The organism is Amycolatopsis sp. NPDC006131 (assembly GCF_040614175.1).
Classification (GTDB): Bacteria; Actinomycetota; Actinomycetes; order Mycobacteriales; family Pseudonocardiaceae; genus Amycolatopsis_E; species Amycolatopsis_E tucumanensis.
On the sequence record NZ_JBEXTX010000003.1, the window covers coordinates 126,809 to 143,862 of the forward strand.

Genomic DNA, 17,054 nt, shown 5'->3' on the forward strand with positions numbered 1-17,054 from the left:
CCCTTCTCCGGCACCGGCACTGTCTAACCACCGCCGGTGGATGGGGCCGGTCGCCAGGGTGAACGGGGCGCGAAGCGGATCTTTCGGGCCGCACGGCGGTCAGGGCAGCCGGTTCAGGAAGGCCGCGGACAGCGCGACGGCGGGCTTCGACGAGTTGGTCGCGAGGGTCAGCGCCGAGAACGCGACGTCCCCCCGGTAGCCCACGAACCAGCCGTTCGCCTGGCTGCCGTCGCCGTACTGCGCCGTGCCCGTCTTGCCGTGCACGGTTCCGCTCGCCCGCAGGCCGGTCGCGGTGCCGCCGGTGACGACCTCCCGCATCATCGTCCGCAGCTCGGTGATCACGTTCCGGGACGGCGCGGTGTAACCCTCGTTGACCGTCGTGGGGCGGTCGCGAACCAGTTGCGGCGTCACGGGTTCGCCCGCCGCGACGGTCGCCGCCATCAACGCGAGCCCGAACGGGCTGGCCTGCACCGAGCCCTGGCCGATCGCCGACTCGACCTGATCGGCCGAGCCGGTCGCGGGCACCACCTTGCCCGCCTCGGTGGTGATTCCCGGGATGGTGAAGTCGGCGTTCAGGCCCAGTCGTCCGGCCGCCTCGGCCAGCCCGTCCGCGGGCAGCCGCGAAGCCAGCTGCGCGAAGGTCGTGTTGCACGAGTGCGCGAACGCCGAGTGCAACGGCAGCGAGGGGAAGGCGAACAGGTCCTCGTTGGGAATCGTCCGCTGCCCGATCCGGACGGTCGCCGGGCACGGCAGTTGCTCGTCCGCGCGAGCGAGTCCCCGTTCCAGCGCCGCGGTCACGGTGGCGATCTTGAACGTGGATCCCGGGGCGTACAGGCCGGTCAGCGGGTTGCCGTCGGTGACCTGCGCGTTCTGCGCCACGGCCAGGATGTCCCCGGTGGACGGCTGGATCACGACCAGCATCGCGGGCCCCGGCGCACCGTCCACCGCCGCCTGCGCCGCCCGCTGAACGGTGCGGCTCAGCGTGGTTCTCATCGGCGCTGCGGGCGGCTGTCCGGCGCGGTGGAGCACTTCTTCCCGGCCCTGCCGGTCGACCCGCGACACGGTCCAGGCAGTGCTGTCGATCGCGAGCAGTCGCCCGAGCCCGGGCAGGATCAACGGCGCGAGCGACGGTTCGACGGCCTCCGGGCCGCTCGTGCCCCACCTCAGCAACGGCGCGCCGTCCCGGTCCACGAGGGCGACCCCGGTGGCCGCGGAGCGCGTGACCATCCGGTCGCCCTCGCCGAGCTCGGGGTGGATCGCCGCCGGGGTGAAGTGCACGCGTGGCGCGCCGTCACCCGGGACGACGGTCAGCGCGGTGTCGTAGGTCCACACCCCTCCCTGACTCAGTGTCCACTCGACACGGACGCGCGCGGTGTCGCCGCTGACGTCCTGGAGCGTCGCCGTCACCGCGGAGGCCCCGAGACCCGACCGGGACGCGGCGAGCACCGTGCCGGCGCCACGGGGATCGTCGGTCAGCGCACCGGCCTGCCGGTCGTCGCCTGCCGACCACGCGCGCAGGTACTGCCCGACCGCCGCCGCGACACCGTCCCCGGCGGGTGCGCCGCCCGGGCGGCCACGCAGAACCACGATCGCTGCCGTGACGATCGCGATCACCGCGACCACGCCGCAGGTCAGCAGCCACTTCTTCGTTCTCATGGCGCCACCCCAGCACCGAAGTGGTACGCCTGTCCAAGACCACGCCACCCGTTGGGCGATACGTGAACCGATATCGCCGCAGCGTGCGCCCCATGCCCGGGCGCGTCACCTCGTCGCGGGCGCGGAGAAAGTCACGGCTCAGAGCTCGGTGACCTTGCCGTCCACGACCTCCAGCCGCCGGGTCACGTGGACCGCCTCCAGCATGCGCCGGTCGTGGGTCACCAGCAGCAGCGTGCCCCGGTAGCTGTCCAAAGCGGACTCCAGCTGCTCGATGGCGGGCAGGTCGAGGTGGTTGGTCGGCTCGTCCAGTACCAGCAGGTTCACCCCGCGCGCCTGCAGCAGCGCGAGCGCCGCGCGGGTGCGCTCGCCCGGGGACAGCGTCGCCGCGGGGCGGAGCACGTGCGCGGCCGCCAGGCCGAACTTCGCGAGCAGCGTCCGGACGTCGGCGTCGGCGAGGGACGGGACCTCCCGCGCGAACGCCTCGGCCAGCGGCAGGTCGCCGAGGAACAGCCGGCGCGCCTGGTCGACCTCGCCGACCTCCACCCCGGACCCCAGCGACGCCGACCCGGCGTCGAGCGGAACCCGCCCGAGCAGCGCGGCCAGCAGCGTCGACTTGCCTGCCCCGTTCGCACCGGTGATCGCCACCCGGTCGGCCCAGTCGATCTGCAGGTCCACCGGCCCGAGGGTGAACGCGTCCCGCCGCACCACGGCTCCCCGCAGCGTCGCCACGACCGCGCCGGCCCGCGGGGCGGCGGCGATCTCCATCCGCAGCTCCCACTCCTTGCGCGGCTCCTCGACGGCCTCCAGCCGTTCGATCATCCGGTCGGTCTGGCGGGCCTTCGCGGCCTGCTTCTCGGTGGCCTCGGCGCGGAACTTGCGGCCGGCCTTGTCGTTGTCCGCGGCCTTGCGGCGGGCGTTGCGGACGCCCTTCTCCATCCAGGCGCGCTGCGTGCGCGCCCGCTCCTCCAGCGAAGCGCGCGTCGCCGCGTACTCCTCGTAGTTCTCGCGCGCGTGCCGCCGCGCCACGGCGCGCTCCTCCAGGTACGACTCGTACCCGCCGCCGTAGAGCCGCACCTGCTGCTGCGGCAGGTCCAGCTCCAGCACCTGGTCGACGGTGCGGGCGAGGAACTCCCGGTCGTGGCTGACCAGCACGGTCGCCGCGCGCAGCCCGGTGACGAACCGCTCGAGCCGCGCCAGGCCGTCCAGGTCGAGGTCGTTGGTCGGCTCGTCGAGCAGGAACACGTCGTAGCGGCTGAGCAGCAGCGACGCGAGCCCGGCGCGGGCGGCCTGCCCGCCGGACAGCGACGTCATGGGCTGGTCGAGGTCCACCGACAGGCCCAGCTCGACCGCGACCTCCTCGGCGCGGTGGTCGAGGTCCGCGCCGCCCAGCGCCAGCCACCGGTCGAGGGCGACGGCGTAGCGGTCGTCGGCTCCGTCGGCGCCCGCGGTCAGGGCCTCGGTGGCCGCGTCCAGCTCCGCCTGCGCCGCCGCGACCGAGGTGCGCCGAGCCAGGAACTCGCGCACCGACTCGCCCGGCCTGCGTTCCGGTTCCTGCGGCAGGTACCCGACGGTCGCCGCGGGCGGGGTGAGCCGGACCTCGCCCGCCTCGGGCGTGTCCACCCCGGCGAGGATCCGCAGCAGCGTGGACTTGCCCGCGCCGTTGACGCCGACCAGCCCGACGACGTCACCCGGCGCCACCACCAGGTCGAGGCCGGAGAAGAGGGTGCGGTGCCCGTGGCCCGCGGTCAGGTCCTTGGCCTGGAGGGTCGCACTCACCGGGCAACCCTAACTTCAGGGCCAGGTCAGGTGGTCCGGCAGGTCGGTGCTGAACTGCGGCCACGTCGCGGCGCGAAGATATCGCGGCGCGGGGAGAGCCGGCCGCGGTCGCGCGGTCTGGCGGGAAGCCGCCCGGGAAGGTGCGGCGCGAAGCCCGCCGCCGGCCGCGACACGAAACCCGCCGCCACCCCGCGACACGAAACCCGCCGCCGTTCGCGGCGCGAGGCCAGCCGCCACCCCCGCGACACGAACCCGCCGCCTCTGCCCGGCAGAACCGCCACCATCGCGTGGCGCGAAGCGATCACCATCGCGGCGCGGTGCCCCGGCCTCGGCCGATGCCCCGGCCACCGGCCATCACCCCGCCTTCCCCCGCTCCTCCAGCTCGCGGATCAGCGCCTGCGTCGTCCGGTCGGCGGCCAGGTAGGCGTCCGCGGCCACGTTCACCACCCCGCGCAGCAGCGCCCACGGCTGCCACGCCGCCGGCGCGAGCGTGCGCCCCGCGCGGCGGGCGATCGCGTCGGCCAGCACTGTGGCCGCCTCCGTCGCAGTGATGCGGCGGCGCAGCGGGCGCGGCAGGCGTTTCTCCAGCGCCTGCCCGAGCGGGTCGTCGTCGAGGGTGGTGCGCGCCAGTTGCGTGTCGACGACCCCGAAGTACGCGACCCCGGCCGTCACGCCGTGCCCGGCCAGCTCCAGCCGCAACGCGCGGCCCAGCTGTTCGACCGCCGCCTTGCTCACCATGTACGCCGCGCCGCCAGGGCCGGGCACGAAAGCCGCCGCCGAGGACACCACCACCACGTGCCCCCGCCGGGCGATCAGGTGGTCCAGCGCGGGCCGCACGGTGTTGAACGCACCGGTGACGTTGACCGCAAGCACCCGGTCGAACTCGCCCGGCTCGATCTGCCGCAGCGTCGCGGGCGGCGGGGTGACCCCGGCGTTGGCGACGACCACGTCCAGCCCGCCCGCGCGGCCGGCCAGACCCCGCACCGCCGACGCGATCCCGTCCCGGTCGCGCACGTCGGCGACTGCGGTGAGCACCCGGTCCCCCAGTTCCTCCGCGGCCGCCTCCAGCGCGGCGCCGTCGCGGTCGACGAGCGCCACCACCGCGCCCCGCGCGTGCAGGACCCGCGCGAGCCCCCGCCCGATGCCGGCGCCGCCGCCGGTGATCAGCACCGTCCGTCCCGCGACGCGGTAGGTCCGCCCGCCGGGGAGCGGCAATCCGAGGTCGCGCAGTGTCGCTAGCACCACGGTCACCGCCACCCGTGCCGGACCGCGAGCAGCACCCGCACCGGCGTGTCCGCCCACGGCGGCCGGCGGAACGACGTCAACGGCACCGGTGACGGGAACCGCTGCGCGGTGGTCGCGCGCGGGTAGGCGAACTCACGCAGCCCGTCCGCGCCGTGCACCCGCCCGAAGCCGGACGCCCCGGTGCCGCCCAGCGGCAGCGCGGGCACGGTCGCGTGCGCGACGAAGGCGTTGACCGACACGGCGCCGGACCGGATCCGCCGCGCGATCGCCTCGCCGTCGCGGCGGGCGAATACCGTCGCGCCGAGCCCGTACCGGCTGCGGTTGGTGAGTTCGACCGCTTCGTCCATGTCGGCGACCGCGGTCACGGTCAGCGTGGGCCCGAACGTCTCCTCGGTGACCGCGGCGCTGTCCTCGGGCACGCCGGTGAGGATCGTCGGCTCGACGAACCGGCCCCGCACGGCGTCCGGCCCGCCCAGCACCGCGCGGCCGCCGCGGTCCAGCGCGTCGCGGATGTGGCTGTCGATGACCTCCACCTGGCCGGGCATGGTGACCGGCCCGATGTGCTCGCCGGCCCGCACCCCACGCGCCAGAGCGACGACCTTCTCCAGGAACGCGTCATGCACGTCCCGGTGGACGTACACCCGCTCGACCGCCAGGCAGGTCTGACCGGCGTTGGACATGCCGCCCCACACCGCGGCGTCCGCGGCCGCGTCCAAATCGGCGTCGGCGTCCACGAGCAGGGCGTCCTTGCCGCCGCACTCCATCAGCACCGGCGTGACCGACTCGGCGCAGGCGGCCATGACCCGGCGGCCGGTCGCGGTGGAGCCGGTGAAGCCGATCTTGTCCACACCGGACCGGCACAACGCGGCGCCGGTTCGGCCGTCGCCGGTGACGACCCCCAGCACCGACGCGTCGCCGAACGCCTCGCCCAGCCAGCGGCCGACCTCGGGCGTGTACTCGCTGGGCTTGAACACCACCGTGTTGCCCGCGGCGAGCGCGGCCGCGATCGAGCCCAGCGGCGTGAAGACCGGGTAGTTCCACGGCCCGATCACACCGACCACGCCGTGGGGCCGGTACTCGACGACGCACTTGTGGTTGGCGGTGAGCGCGCCGGGCCGCACCGTGCGCGGGCCGAGCACGGCCTCGGCATTGCGTTCGGCCCACGCCAGGTGCTCCAGAGCCATCGCGATCTCCAGCATCGCGTCCGGCAGCGGTTTGCCCATCTCGCGGTGGATCAGCCCGGCCAGCTCGGTCGCGCCCCGGGCGATGGCCCGCCGCCAGGCTCGCAAGCGCCGGGACCGCCCGGTGAAGCCGAGCTCGGCCCAGCCCGGCGCGGCCGCTCGCGCTGCCTGCACGGCGGCCGTGACGCCGGTGGTCACGTCGTGGTCGACGACAGTCATGACACTCCTCAGAGATCGAGAACGAGACGGCCGGTGGCGCGGGAAACGCAGACGAGCATCGCGTCGTCGCGTTCGGCTGGGGTGAGCAGACGGTCGCGGTGATCGACCTCGCCGTCGAGCACGCGGACCTTGCAGGTGCCGCAGAACCCCTGACGGCACGAGTACGGCACGTCCAGCACCCGGCCGATCGCGGCGAGAGCGCCTTCTTCCGCACCCACCTCCACCGTCTTCCCGCTGCGGCGCAGGTGGACCTCGAACGGCCTCCCGCCCTCCACCACCGGCGGGCTGAACCGCTCGGTGTGCAGGGACGCCGTGGGGTTGATCGCGCGCAGGATCCGCTGCGCTCCGGCCATCAACGGCGGCGGACCACACAGGTACACCGCGGCCCCCGGCTCGGCGAGGGAGAGGATCTCCCGCAGGTCGGGCGGACCGCACTCGTCGTCGGGGCGGACCTCGGCGTCGTCCAGTTCGGACAGGAACGGCATGGTCGCCCGCGACCGTCCCAAGTAGACAAGGCGACCGCGGCGGGCACGGGCCATCGGCAGGATCGGCGTGATGCCGATGCCCGCGGCGACGAACAGGTAGGACGGTGCGTTGCCGACCAGGGAAAACGCATTGCGCGGCCCGCGCACCCGGAGCCGGTCCCCCTCCCGCAGCGCGTGCACTTCCCGCGAGCCCGCACCGAGACGCCGCACGGCGATGCGGTAAGTCGATTCGGCCGGATCGCCGCACAACGAATACGCGCGCTGGAGCCCCGACGGCAGGAACACGTCCAGGTGCGCGCCCGGCAGCCACGCCGGCAGGTCGTCGCCCGCCAACGTCAGGCTGACGACGTCCTCGGCCTCCTGCCGCACTCGCTGGACCACGACGTCGAGGTCGTAACCGGTGCGGCGCACCGGATTCGGCCGCGACAGCAGCGGCGCGACCGGCCCGGCGGCGAACACCCGCCGGTACGCGCCGCTGGCCGCCGCGGCCAGGCGCATGCCCGCGGTGGTCATGCGGCGTTGGCGGCCGGCGACTGGGCCAGGTAGCGGACGGCCTTGTCCATGCTGCCCATCTGCGACGGGTGGAAGCTGGGCCGCAGGTACTTCGGGATCTCGGTGAGGAAGATCGACAGCTTGGGCGTCACGCCGCGGCGGGTGGCGCTGATCAGTTCGCGCCACCACGGCCCGCCCTTGTCCTGGGTGGGATCGGCGTTGTAGAGGTAGCGGCCGGTGCCGACGAACAGCACGGCGAGGGTGAAGCTGGCGATCAACGCGGTGCGCACGCGGCGGGCGTAGCCGCCGTCGACGTGCATGAAGGCGTCGAAGGCGACGTTGCGGTGCTCGACCTCCTCCGCGCCGTGCCAGCGGATCAGGTCCAGCATGACCGGGTGCATGCCGGCGCGCTGCAGGTGGTCGGCGCCGAGCAGCCACTCCCCGACCACCGCCGTGTAGTGCTCCATCGCGGCGAACAGGCCGAGCCGCTCGCACAGCCACGCGTGCTTGGCTTTGCCGGACAGGCCGTGGTCGCCGAGGACCCGGTCGACGAGCCAGTCCATCTTGCGGGCGACCGGTTCGACGGGCAGGCCGAGCTCGGCGAGGTGGCCCCGGGCGCCTTCGTGGGACGAGGCGTGCACGGCTTCCTGCCCGACGAAACCGGTGACCTCCTCGCGCAGCCGCGGGTCGTCGATCAGCGGCAGCGCCTCGGCCAGTGCCGCCGACATGGCGCGCTCGCCCTCGGGGAGCACCAGGTGCATCACGTTGATCAGGTGCGTCGCCATGGGCTCGCCGGGGATGTAGTGCAGGGGCACGTCGTCCCAGGAGAAGTGCACGTCGCGCGCGGCGATCGCGTACGCCTCACCGGTGTAGCGCCGGGCGCCGCGGGGGTCGATGCGGGGTTTGCCGATGCGGAACATCACGCCGTCCTCTCCAGGTGGTAGTCGGCGAGGTCGACCCGCCGGGTGGTGGCACGGAAGGTGCGGTTGAAACCGGGGAAGAAGGTGAAGTTGCGCCCCGCGGAGTCGAGGTAGTAGCTGCGGCAGCCGCCGGTGTTCCACACCGAGTTGCGCAGGCCGTGGTCGACGCGCCGCACGTAGTCCTGCTGCGCCGTCGCCTTGACCTCCAGTGTGGACAGTCCTCTTCGGTCCATTTCGCGCAGGCAGTCGAGGATGTAGGCGACCTGGGCTTCGATCGTGACGACCTGGGAGGTGTAGACGACCGAGTTCGGCCCGAGCAGCAGGAAGAAGTTGGGAAAGCCGGCGACCGTGGTGCCCAGGTAGGCGCGCGGGCTGCCGTTCCAGACCTCGGCCAGGGTGCGGCCGTCCCGGCCGCGCAGCCGGGTGAAGCCGGGGTGGTCGGTCATGCGGAAACCGGTGCCGAAGACGATGGTGTCGGCCGGGTGCTCGGCGCCGTCGCCGGTGACGATGCCGCGTTCGGTCACCTCCTTGATCGGCTCGGTGACGACGTCGGTGTTGCGCTGGGCCAGCGCCGGGTAGTAGGCGTTGGAGAAGGTGGGGCGCTTGCAGCCGAACGCGTAGGACGGGGTGAGCTTGGCGCGCAGCCGCGGGTCGCGGACCTGGCGGCGCAGGTGGGCGCGGGCGACGGCCTCCATGCCCTTGAGCAGCAGCGGCTGGTGCACCAGGCCCGGCACGAGGGCTTCCTGCACCAGGTCGAACCCGGTGCGGGCGAGGCTCAGCGCGCCGGGGACCTGGCCGAGGAGGCGGCGCCGCAGACCGGTGACCGGGCGGTCCGGGTGGGGCATGATCCAGGTCGGGGTGCGCTGGAAGACGGTGAGGCGCGCGACCCGCGGCTGCAGCTGCGGGATGATCTGCACGGCGGAGGCACCGGTGCCGACGACCGCGACGCGGCGGCCGTCGAGGTTCTGGTCGTGGTCCCAAGTGGACGTGTGGAAGGTGGTGCCCCGGAAGCGGTTCAGGCCCGGCAGGTCCGGCACCGCGGGTTCGCTGAAGGGGCCGATCGCGCCGACGAGCACCTGCGCTTCCCAGGCACCCCGGTCGGTGGTGATGTGCCAGGCGCCGTCCCGCCAGCTCGCTTCGCGGACCTCGTGGCGCAGGCGGAGGTGGGGCGTGATGCCGAAGTCTTCGGCGCAGCGGCGCAGGTAGTCGCGGATCTCCGGCTGGTACGGGTAGAGGCGGCTCCAGCGCGGGTTCGGCGCGAACGAGAACGAGTACAGGATGGACGGGATGTCGCACTGCGCGCCCGGGTAGGTGTTGGCGTGCCAGGTGCCGCCCACGTCGGCGGCGCGTTCGAGGACGACGAAGTCGTCGATGCCGGCGCGCTTGAGGCCGATCGCGGTGCCCAGCCCCCCGAACCCGGCGCCGATGATCGCCACCCGGACTCGCTCACGCATGGAAGCCTCCTCGCTGCCTGGTACTCCGCCGACGGTAAAAGAGACATCGGGTGATGTCAACATCAGGTGATGTCAGGTTTGGGAGGGGTGTTGGGGCACTCGCGGGGTGGTGCAGATCGAGCGGAATGCGGGCGGATTCGCCTGCGCGGGGCAGGTCAGGCGGAGTGGGCCCGCGGGGGCGGGGGCCAGGTCAGGCGGCGTGGCCGGCGGGGTGCCATGAGCCGGGCGGATGCGCCTGTGTGGGGCAGGTCAGGCGGCGCGCGCCCGCGGGGCGGCATGAGCCGGGCGGATGCGCCTGCGTAGGGCAAGCCAGGCGGCGCGCGCCCGCGGGCGGCGGCCCGGCCAGGCGGCGCGCGCCCGCGGGGCGCCATGAGCCGGGCGCATGCGCCGGTGTGCGGGGCAGGTCAGGCGGAGTGCGCCCGCGCCAGGTGCTCGATCACCTGCACCGCGTGGGCGACGAACCGCTCCCGGGACACGTCCAGCCGCCCGGCGAGCCAGCCCTGGAACAGGTAGGCCAGCGCACCGAAAACCGCCTGGGCGTTGAGGTCCACGTCGCGGTCGTCGGCGTTCTCGCCGGCCAGCGCGGGGCTGCGCAGGGCCTGCGCGATGGTGGCGGTGAACTCGCCGACCAGTTCGCCGCCGCGGGTGGACAGCTCCGGCGCGGCCAGCGACTCGACGAAGAGGATGCGCCCGCGGCGCGGGTCGCCGGTGACGAAGGCGGTGAACTCGGCGACGGCGTGGCGGACCATGGCGGCGGTGTCGTCCGGGGCCTCCGCGAGCGCGGCGAGCAGCACCTCACGAGCCTGCCCGGCAACGTCCTCCAGCACGGCGACCAGCAGGTCCTCGCGCCGGGCGAAGCTCTCGTAGAAGTAGCGCTCGGTCAGCTTCGCGGCGCGGCAGACGCCGCGCATGGTCACCGCGGCGGCGCCGTCGGTGCCCATGATGTCGAAGGCCGCCGAGACGAGCCGCTCCCGCCGGCGGGCCTGCCGCTCATCGGCGTCGACACCCCGCCAGGGACGACCCGCGGATCCGGCAACCATGCGGCCATCCTGTCACGCGCGCCTACGCGGCCGGGGCAGCCCACACCCGGCCCTCCCCAGCGGCGGCGCACCCGGCTCCCACGCGAGCCGGACAGGCAGCCGCCGCAGGTCCAGCACTGCCCCGTCCGCCCCCGTTGACGGCGCCGGACGTGCCGATTCGCCGTGGGAGGCGACCGCACCCACTCAGTCGTCCAGCGAACGGACGTCCTCGGGCGTAATGGTCTTGCCCAGCCGAACCGTGGGCAAGCCGGGCCGCACACGGGCCGCACACGCGGGCGCCGCCGCCACAGAACACGGCGTTGTCAGCACCGCGCCGTCCAGCGGCCCCGGCGCGGCCAGCCCGTGCGTCGCCGACGTGACTATCAGCCGGCCACCCGCCAGGCAGACACTCGTCGGCTGGACGGCCGGCACCAGGAGCACCCGGTCGACCGTCCCGTCCGGCGCGAAACGCACCACGCGGGACGCTCCCCAGATCGCCGACCACACGTAGCCCTCCGCGTCGACCGTCATTCCGTCCGGGCTGCCCTCCTCGACGCGCGCGAACAGCTCACCGGGGCCGAGCTCCCCCGCCTCGGACACCTCGTACCGGTGGATCACCCCGGCCGCGCTGTCCGCCAGGTACATCGTGTCCCCGGCGAACACCGGGCCGTTCGGCACGGTCAGGCCCTCGAGCACCGTGTGCACCGAACCGTCCGGATCGACCCGGAACAGCCGTCCCGCCCCCGGCCGCGCGTCCCACGCCATCGCGCCCGCCCAGAAGCGTCCCGACGCGTCCGCCACGCCGTCGTTCATCCGCATCGACGCATCAACCGGCCGGGCGAGCCACCGCACCCCGCCGTCCAGCACCGCCATCCCCCGCCCGGCCGCGGCGATCCACCCACCCCCGGCCAGTGGCGCCACCGCGCCCAGCGGCTCGTCCAGGGACACCAGCACCTCGCCGGTGTCCACCGACAGCAACCGTCCACTGAGGATGTCCGTCATCACCAGACCACCGGACACCGAACGCAAACCCTCACCGAGCGCGAACCGCTCGGCCGACAACACCGTCCACTCCGGACTCATCACCACTCCGCGAACGATCCGTCGGGGTGCCGCCACACCGGCGGCCGCCACCGGTGACCCACGGCGTCGGCCTTGCGCACCGCGTCCTCGTCGATCTCGACCCCCAGCCCCGGCGCGTCCCACCGGCGGATTGCGCCGTCGTGGAACGCGAACGGCCGCACGTCGGCCAGGTAGTCCAGCGGCTCGGCCCCGGCGTTGTAGTGGATGCCGATGCTCTGCTCCTGGATGAGGAAGTTCGGCGTGGCGAACGCGACCTGCAGGCTCGCCGCCAGCGACAGCGGCCCGAGCGGGCAGTGCGGGGCGACCAGCGCGTCGAAGGTCTCCGCCAGCGAGGCGATCCGCCGCACCTCCGAAATCCCGCCCGCGTGCGACAGATCCGGCTGCACCACCGCGACACCCGCCTGCAGCACCGGCAGGAACTCCGACCGCGAGTACAACCGCTCCCCGCACGCCACCGGCACCGCGCTCGCCGACACCACGTCGCCGAGCCGGTGCGCGTACTCCGGCAGCACCGGCTCCTCGACGAACAACGGGTGCAACGGCGCCAGCTCCGGAATCACGCGCCGCGCCGCCGCGACCCCGAACCGGCCGTGGAAGTCGACCGCCACGTCCCGGGAATCGCCCAGCACCTCGCGCACCGCCGCCAGCCGCGACACCACGTCGTCGACCTCGGCCCGGTTCGGCATCCGCCCGATCCGCCCGGACGCGTTCATCTTCACCGCGGTCAGCCCGGCCTCGGCCTGCGCCGCGGCGGCCTCGGCGACCGCGGACGGCTCGTCGCCGCCGATCCAGCCGTATACCCGCACCTCGTCCCGCACCGCGCCGCCCAGCAGCTGGTGCACCGGCACCCCGAGCGACTTGCCGAGGATGTCCCACAGCGCCTGGTCGATCCCGGCCACCGCGCTCGACAACACCGGCCCGCCGCGGTAGAACGCGGCCTTGGTCATCACCTGCCACAGGTCCTCGACGCGGCGCGGGTCCCGGCCCAGCAGCAGGTCGGACAACTCGTCGACGGCCGCCCGCACGGTTTCCGCACGCCCCTCCACGACGGGCTCGCCCCAGCCGACGAGACCGTCGTCGGTGGCCACGCGGCAGAACAGCCAGCGCGGCGGCACCAGGAACGTCTCCACCGAAACGATCTTCACGCGTCCTTCTCCCCGATGATCCCGGCGACGTCGGAGGACGCCTTGTCCAGCAGCGCGCTCACCGCGGCCGCGGCCTCCTCCGGCGCGCCCCGGCGCACGGCGTCCACGACGACCGCGTGGCTCGGCTCCGGGTCGTCGTCGTGCGCCTCGTGCACGAGCGCGTCGCGCAACCGCAGCGCGGGCTCGATGAACACGTCCATCCGGGACAGCATTTCGTTGTGCGTGGCCCGCAGCAGCGCGCGGTGCCAGCGCAGGTCCGCGGCCACTTGGGCGGCCGGGCCGACCGCGGTGCGCATGTCCGCCAGCGCGGCGTCCAGCTCGGCGAGGTCGTCCTCGTCGCGCCGCAGCGCCGCCATCGACGCCGCCGCCGGCTCGACCACGGCCCGCACCTCCGCCAGGTCGCGCAGCACGGCCGCGGTGTCGCCGGCTTCGCTGCGCCAGCGGATCACGTCGCTGTCCAGCAGGTTCCAGTGCACCCGCGCCCGCACCGACGTCCCCCGCTTCTGGCGCGCCTCGACCAGTCCCTTGGCCGCCAGCACCTTCAGTGCTTCACGCAGCACGGTCATGCTGACGTCGAGGTCGCGCCCCAGCTCGGCGAGGTCGATCACGGCGCCTTCGGCGATCTCCCCGGCGACGATGCGCGCGCCGAGCGTGGCCACGGTCTGCCCGTGCACGCCCCGGCCGCTGTAGGCGGTCATCCCCCGTACCTCCTCACGAAGACCTCTTGTAGACGCTCCAGCCGCCGTCGACGGTCAGCGCCGCGCCGGTGACGAACGAGGCGTCGTCACCGGCCAGGAACGCTATCGCCGCCGCGACTTCCTCCGGAGTGCCCAACCTTTTCACGGCGGTTTCCTCGGCACTGTGCCGCCGGTCGTCCTCGCCGATGCCGTCCCACGCCGCGGTCAGGACCGGTCCGGGCAGCACGCAGTTGACCCGCAGGACGGTGCCGTACTCGACGGCGAGCTGGCGCGCGAGCCCGGTCAGCGCGGCCTTGGTCGCCGCGTACGCGGGCCGCCCTGGCAGGCCGACCAGCGCGTGCACCGACGAGGTCAGCACCACCGCGCCGCGGGCCTCCCGCGACAGGTCGTCCAGGCAGGCGCGGAACCCGAGGAACGTGCCGGTGAGGTTGACCGACAACTGCCGCTCCCAGGACGCCAGCGTGGTTTCGTGCGCCGGCCGCACGTCGACGGTGTAGGCGTTGCTGACCAGCACGTCGACCGGCCCCAGCTCTTCCCGGCAGCGTCCGACGGCGCGCGCCCAGTCCGCCTCGGAGCTGACGTCGCAGGTCAGCGCGAGCGCCCGGCCGCCGGCGTCGGTGATCCGCCGGGCGACGTCCGTGGCGTCGGCGACGTCGAGCAGCGCCACCGCCGCGCCGTCGGCGGCGAGCCGGATCGCGGTCGCCGCTCCGATTCCCTGCGCGGCGCCCGTGACCACCGCGACCTTTCCCCGCATCACTCCCCCTCGATCGTGCAGTCGATCGTCAACGTCGTCGCCTCGCCGGGCGCGAGCGTGGTCAGCGGGCCGAGCACCTCGCACTCGACGATCCGCGCCGGCGGGTCCAGGTCGCCGAGCGCGGCCAGCGGCCGCGGCTGCGGGCACTCCAGCCACACCTCGGCCCGCGACCCCCGGTCCGGGTACTCGGCGTCCTCGTCCACCGCGAACGTCTGCGTCCAGGTCAGGCCGTCCGCGGTGTGCGTGATCCGCCCGGTGGCGCCCGGGAAGCCGAGCTTGCCGACCACGTCCTGGGCGGGCACCCGCACCCCGCCGGGCACCTCGTGCCACTCCGGGAAAGCGGTTCCCGCGAGCAGCTCGGTGACCTCGGCCGGGCCGTCCACGCGCACCTCGCCCGGCCCCAGTTGCGTCACGTTCCACAGCGCCCACCGCACCGTGCGCGCGCTGGTGTTGCGGGCGGTGAGCGTCATCCGGTAGCCGCTGCGGCGGCCCAGCTCGAAGCGCCGGGTCAGCCGCAGGCCGGTGCGCGGGTCGTCGCCGCTGGTCAGGGTGACCACGGCGCTGTCCGCGGTCTGCTCGGCCGTCACCTCGTAGCGCCCGGAGTCGAGCACCGGGTCGGGCGGCCCGGCCCACTGGTCCGCCCGCTCCCAGCCCTGCGGCGCCGGCCAGGTCTTGTCGCCGCCGTAGTTCACCCAGTCGCCGAGGCTGCCCCCGTGCGGCCGGTGCTCCTGGCGGAGCTCCAGCCGGTCGGTGAGCAGCTTCTCGTTGCGCCACAGCACTTCGCGCCCGTCCGGAGTGGACAGGGACAGCAGCCGCCCGCCGAGCGCGGGCACCAGGCCGAGGCGCACCAGGCCGTTGTCCAGCCAGAGCACCTCGCCGTCGCGGTCGATCACGGCAGCAGGACCACCTTGCCCGCGCTGGCGCCCGCGGCCAGCGCGTAGGCCTTGTCGGCTTCATCGAGCGGGAACCGGTCGCTGACGACCCGTTCCGGCCGCAGGCCCCAGCGCGCGAGGTTGACGGCCAGCTCGCTCATCGCGGGCACCGACGTGACCCAGGAGGCGTAGAGCGTCAACTGCTTGTGCAGCAACGCGTCGGAGACCTCCGTCTCCAGCGTGCCGCCCTCGCCGACGAGCGACACCCGGCCCCACTCCGCCGCACCGACGATCGCGGTGGCACGGCCGGCACGCGAGCCCGAGCAGTCGATCGTGGTGGCGAACGCCGGCGCGACCTCCGCGTCCGGGGTCACCACCTCGTCGAACACGTCCAGTCCGGCGGCCCACTCCCGCCGCTGCGGGGACGGCTCCACGCCGACGATCCGGCGCGCGCCCATGCCCTTGCCGATCATGCCTGCCGCGAGCCCGACCGGCCCGAGCCCGACGACGAGCAGGTCGCCGTCGCCGTTGACGCCGATGCGCCGCAGGCCCTCGTAGGCGGTGCCGAAGCCGCAGGCGATCAGCGCACCGTCCACGTAGGACAGCTCGTCGGGCAGCGGCACGCAGGTCGACTCCTCGGCCAGCACGTAGTGGGCGTGCCCGCCGTCGCGCTGCCACCCGTAGGCCTGGCGCTGCGGGCCGGTGCAGCTGATCAGGTAGCCGCGGCGGCAGTTGTCGCACACCCCGCACCCGGCGATGTGGTAGACGATCACCCGGTCGTCCACGCCGAACCGGCGGCAGCCGGGACCCGCGGCGACGATCCGGCCGGACGGCTCGTGACCGGCGACGACGCCGCGGTAGGCGGGGCCGTCGACGCCGCGGTGGCCCTTGTGCTCGTGGTAGATGTAGCCGATGTCGGACCCGCAGATCCCGGACGCGCCGACCTCGACCAGCACCTGGCCGTGGCCCGGCTCCGGCACCGGCAGGTCACGCAGCACCGCCGTGGAGTTCCCGGGCAGGTAGACGCCCCTCATCTGGTCGCTCACTAGCTCTCCCTCGTCGCCCGCGCCCGCTTGGTGATGATCACGTTCACCAGCACGGCCACCACGATGATCACGCCCCGCACCACGTTCTGCAGGAACGAGTCCACCCCGAGCAGCACCAGCCCGTTGCCGATGACGGTGATGAACACGACGCCCAGCAGCGTGCCGAGCATCGATCCGCGTCCGCCCGCGAGCGCGGTGCCGCCGATGACGACCGCGGCGATGACGTCGAACTCCAGCCCGGAGGCCGCGCCGCCGTTGCCGGAGCCGAGCCGCGCGGCCAGCAGGATCCCGGTGATCGCCGACAGCAGGCCAGTGGTGGCGAACAGCAGGATGCGGATCTTCGCGAGGTTGATGCCCGCCATCCGCGCCGCGGGCGCGTTGCCGCCCACCGCGTAGACCGAGCGGCCGTAGGCGGTGTAGCGAGCGACGTAGGCGAAGACGAAGAACAGCACCACCATGATGATCGCCGGGGTCGGGATGCCCAGGACCGAACCGCCGAGGACGGTCATCAGCCCGCTGTCGGGCAGCACGACCGGCAGCGCGTCGGTGAGGTAGAGACCGAGGCCGCCCAGGGCGCTCCACACGCCGAGGGTGGCGATGAACGACGGCACGTCGAACCGGGCACGCAGCCAGCCGGCCAGCGCGCCCCAGGCGAGACCGGCGAGCAGGGTCAGCAGGATGCCGCCGGCGACGCCGAGGCCCCATTCCGCCGCGCCCTTGGCCACCAGCACCGAGGAGAACGCGACGGCCGGGCCGATGCTGATGTCGATCTCGCCCGCGATGATCACCAGGGTCACGCCCCACGCGGCGATGCCGACGGTGGCGGCGTCGCGGAGCATGCCGAGCTGGTTGTCCAGGCTGAGGAACCCGGCGGCGCTGCTGCCGAGCGCGACGTAGAGCACGACGATCGCGGCGATCAGGCCGATCTCGTTGAGCGAGCGCCCGCCGAACCGGCGGCCCGCCCGGCTGCGACGCTGCTCGGCCGGGGAGTCGATAACGGTCATGGTCT

15 protein-coding genes are annotated in these 17,054 nt (G+C 74.0%); all 15 read right to left on the reverse strand.

All coding sequences use genetic code 11. The features are described from left to right. Positions 1 to 99: 99 nt before the first annotated feature. The 15 genes from ABZ215_RS03175 to ABZ215_RS03245 all read right to left on the reverse strand — a co-directional run bounded on the left by ABZ215_RS03175 (position 100) and on the right by ABZ215_RS03245 (position 17,049). Positions 100 to 1,656 carry a penicillin-binding transpeptidase domain-containing protein gene (locus ABZ215_RS03175; protein WP_354947397.1) on the reverse strand — a complete coding sequence of 519 codons (1,557 nt, stop codon included), beginning with the start codon at positions 1,654 to 1,656 and terminating at the stop codon, positions 100 to 102. A 138-nt stretch (positions 1,657 to 1,794) separates the two neighbouring features. Then, complete coding sequence (locus ABZ215_RS03180) at positions 1,795 to 3,432, reverse strand: ABC-F family ATP-binding cassette domain-containing protein (protein WP_354947399.1); 1,638 nt, start codon at positions 3,430 to 3,432, stop codon at positions 1,795 to 1,797. Between the two features lie 354 nt (positions 3,433 to 3,786). Next, positions 3,787 to 4,674, reverse strand: coding sequence for a short-chain dehydrogenase/reductase (locus ABZ215_RS03185; protein ID WP_354947401.1), 888 nt, complete (start codon positions 4,672 to 4,674; stop codon positions 3,787 to 3,789). A 5-nt stretch (positions 4,675 to 4,679) separates the two neighbouring features. Beyond that, positions 4,680 to 6,077: an aldehyde dehydrogenase family protein gene (locus ABZ215_RS03190; protein WP_354947403.1), complete on the reverse strand. Its 1,398-nt coding sequence runs from the start codon at positions 6,075 to 6,077 to the stop codon at positions 4,680 to 4,682. A gap of 8 nt (positions 6,078 to 6,085) precedes the next feature. Next, a complete protein-coding gene (locus ABZ215_RS03195) occupies positions 6,086 to 7,075 on the reverse strand; it encodes a PDR/VanB family oxidoreductase (protein WP_354947405.1) in 990 nt (329 codons plus the stop codon). Then, positions 7,072 to 7,974 carry a metal-dependent hydrolase gene (locus ABZ215_RS03200; RefSeq protein ID WP_354947407.1) on the reverse strand — a complete coding sequence of 301 codons (903 nt, stop codon included), beginning with the start codon at positions 7,972 to 7,974 and terminating at the stop codon, positions 7,072 to 7,074. Before ABZ215_RS03200 ends, ABZ215_RS03195 begins: the two co-directional genes overlap by 4 nt. After that, on the reverse strand, positions 7,974 to 9,428 hold the full coding sequence (locus tag ABZ215_RS03205; protein ID WP_354947409.1) for an NAD(P)/FAD-dependent oxidoreductase: 1,455 nt from the start codon (positions 9,426 to 9,428) through the stop codon (positions 7,974 to 7,976). Before ABZ215_RS03205 ends, ABZ215_RS03200 begins: the two co-directional genes overlap by 1 nt. A gap of 404 nt (positions 9,429 to 9,832) precedes the next feature. After that, a complete protein-coding gene (locus ABZ215_RS03210) occupies positions 9,833 to 10,468 on the reverse strand; it encodes a TetR/AcrR family transcriptional regulator (RefSeq protein ID WP_020420854.1) in 636 nt (211 codons plus the stop codon). A 183-nt stretch (positions 10,469 to 10,651) separates the two neighbouring features. Further along, positions 10,652 to 11,530, reverse strand: coding sequence for an SMP-30/gluconolactonase/LRE family protein (locus tag ABZ215_RS03215; protein ID WP_354947411.1), 879 nt, complete (start codon positions 11,528 to 11,530; stop codon positions 10,652 to 10,654). After that, entirely contained in the window at positions 11,530 to 12,675 is a 1,146-nt protein-coding gene (gene dgoD / locus ABZ215_RS03220) for a galactonate dehydratase (protein ID WP_354947413.1), read from the reverse strand. Before dgoD ends, ABZ215_RS03215 begins: the two co-directional genes overlap by 1 nt. Then, positions 12,672 to 13,373, reverse strand: coding sequence for an FCD domain-containing protein (locus tag ABZ215_RS03225; protein WP_020420851.1), 702 nt, complete (start codon positions 13,371 to 13,373; stop codon positions 12,672 to 12,674). Before ABZ215_RS03225 ends, dgoD begins: the two co-directional genes overlap by 4 nt. Positions 13,374 to 13,386: 13 nt before the next feature. Further along, positions 13,387 to 14,127, reverse strand: a complete 741-nt coding sequence (locus ABZ215_RS03230; protein WP_354947415.1) for an SDR family NAD(P)-dependent oxidoreductase — start codon at positions 14,125 to 14,127, stop codon at positions 13,387 to 13,389. Then, positions 14,127 to 15,020 (reverse strand): DUF4380 domain-containing protein, encoded by an 894-nt coding sequence (locus ABZ215_RS03235; protein ID WP_354947417.1) that lies wholly within the window; start codon positions 15,018 to 15,020, stop codon positions 14,127 to 14,129. The genes ABZ215_RS03230 and ABZ215_RS03235 overlap by 1 nt, the downstream gene beginning before the upstream one ends. Further along, positions 15,017 to 16,045: a zinc-binding dehydrogenase gene (locus ABZ215_RS03240; RefSeq protein ID WP_354947419.1), complete on the reverse strand. Its 1,029-nt coding sequence runs from the start codon at positions 16,043 to 16,045 to the stop codon at positions 15,017 to 15,019. The genes ABZ215_RS03235 and ABZ215_RS03240 overlap by 4 nt, the downstream gene beginning before the upstream one ends. Further along, positions 16,045 to 17,049 (reverse strand): ABC transporter permease, encoded by a 1,005-nt coding sequence (locus ABZ215_RS03245; RefSeq protein WP_237335381.1) that lies wholly within the window; start codon positions 17,047 to 17,049, stop codon positions 16,045 to 16,047. Before ABZ215_RS03245 ends, ABZ215_RS03240 begins: the two co-directional genes overlap by 1 nt. Positions 17,050 to 17,054: the final 5 nt, after the last annotated feature.

Excerpts from the sequence above, each read along its gene's own strand:
- ABZ215_RS03175 (WP_354947397.1), bottom strand. The coding sequence starts at position 1,656 with ATGAGAACGAAGAAGTGGCTGCTGACCTGCGGCGTGGTCGCGGTGATC.
- ABZ215_RS03190 (WP_354947403.1), bottom strand. The coding sequence starts at position 6,077 with ATGACTGTCGTCGACCACGACGTGACCACCGGCGTCACGGCCGCCGTG.
- ABZ215_RS03195 (WP_354947405.1), bottom strand. The coding sequence starts at position 7,075 with ATGACCACCGCGGGCATGCGCCTGGCCGCGGCGGCCAGCGGCGCGTAC.
- ABZ215_RS03200 (WP_354947407.1), bottom strand. The coding sequence starts at position 7,974 with ATGTTCCGCATCGGCAAACCCCGCATCGACCCCCGCGGCGCCCGGCGC.
- ABZ215_RS03205 (WP_354947409.1), bottom strand. The coding sequence starts at position 9,428 with ATGCGTGAGCGAGTCCGGGTGGCGATCATCGGCGCCGGGTTCGGGGGG.
- ABZ215_RS03210 (WP_020420854.1), bottom strand. The coding sequence starts at position 10,468 with ATGGTTGCCGGATCCGCGGGTCGTCCCTGGCGGGGTGTCGACGCCGAT.
- ABZ215_RS03215 (WP_354947411.1), bottom strand. The coding sequence starts at position 11,530 with ATGAGTCCGGAGTGGACGGTGTTGTCGGCCGAGCGGTTCGCGCTCGGT.
- ABZ215_RS03225 (WP_020420851.1), bottom strand. The coding sequence starts at position 13,373 with ATGACCGCCTACAGCGGCCGGGGCGTGCACGGGCAGACCGTGGCCACG.
- ABZ215_RS03230 (WP_354947415.1), bottom strand. The coding sequence starts at position 14,127 with ATGCGGGGAAAGGTCGCGGTGGTCACGGGCGCCGCGCAGGGAATCGGA.
- ABZ215_RS03245 (WP_237335381.1), bottom strand. The coding sequence starts at position 17,049 with ATGACCGTTATCGACTCCCCGGCCGAGCAGCGTCGCAGCCGGGCGGGC.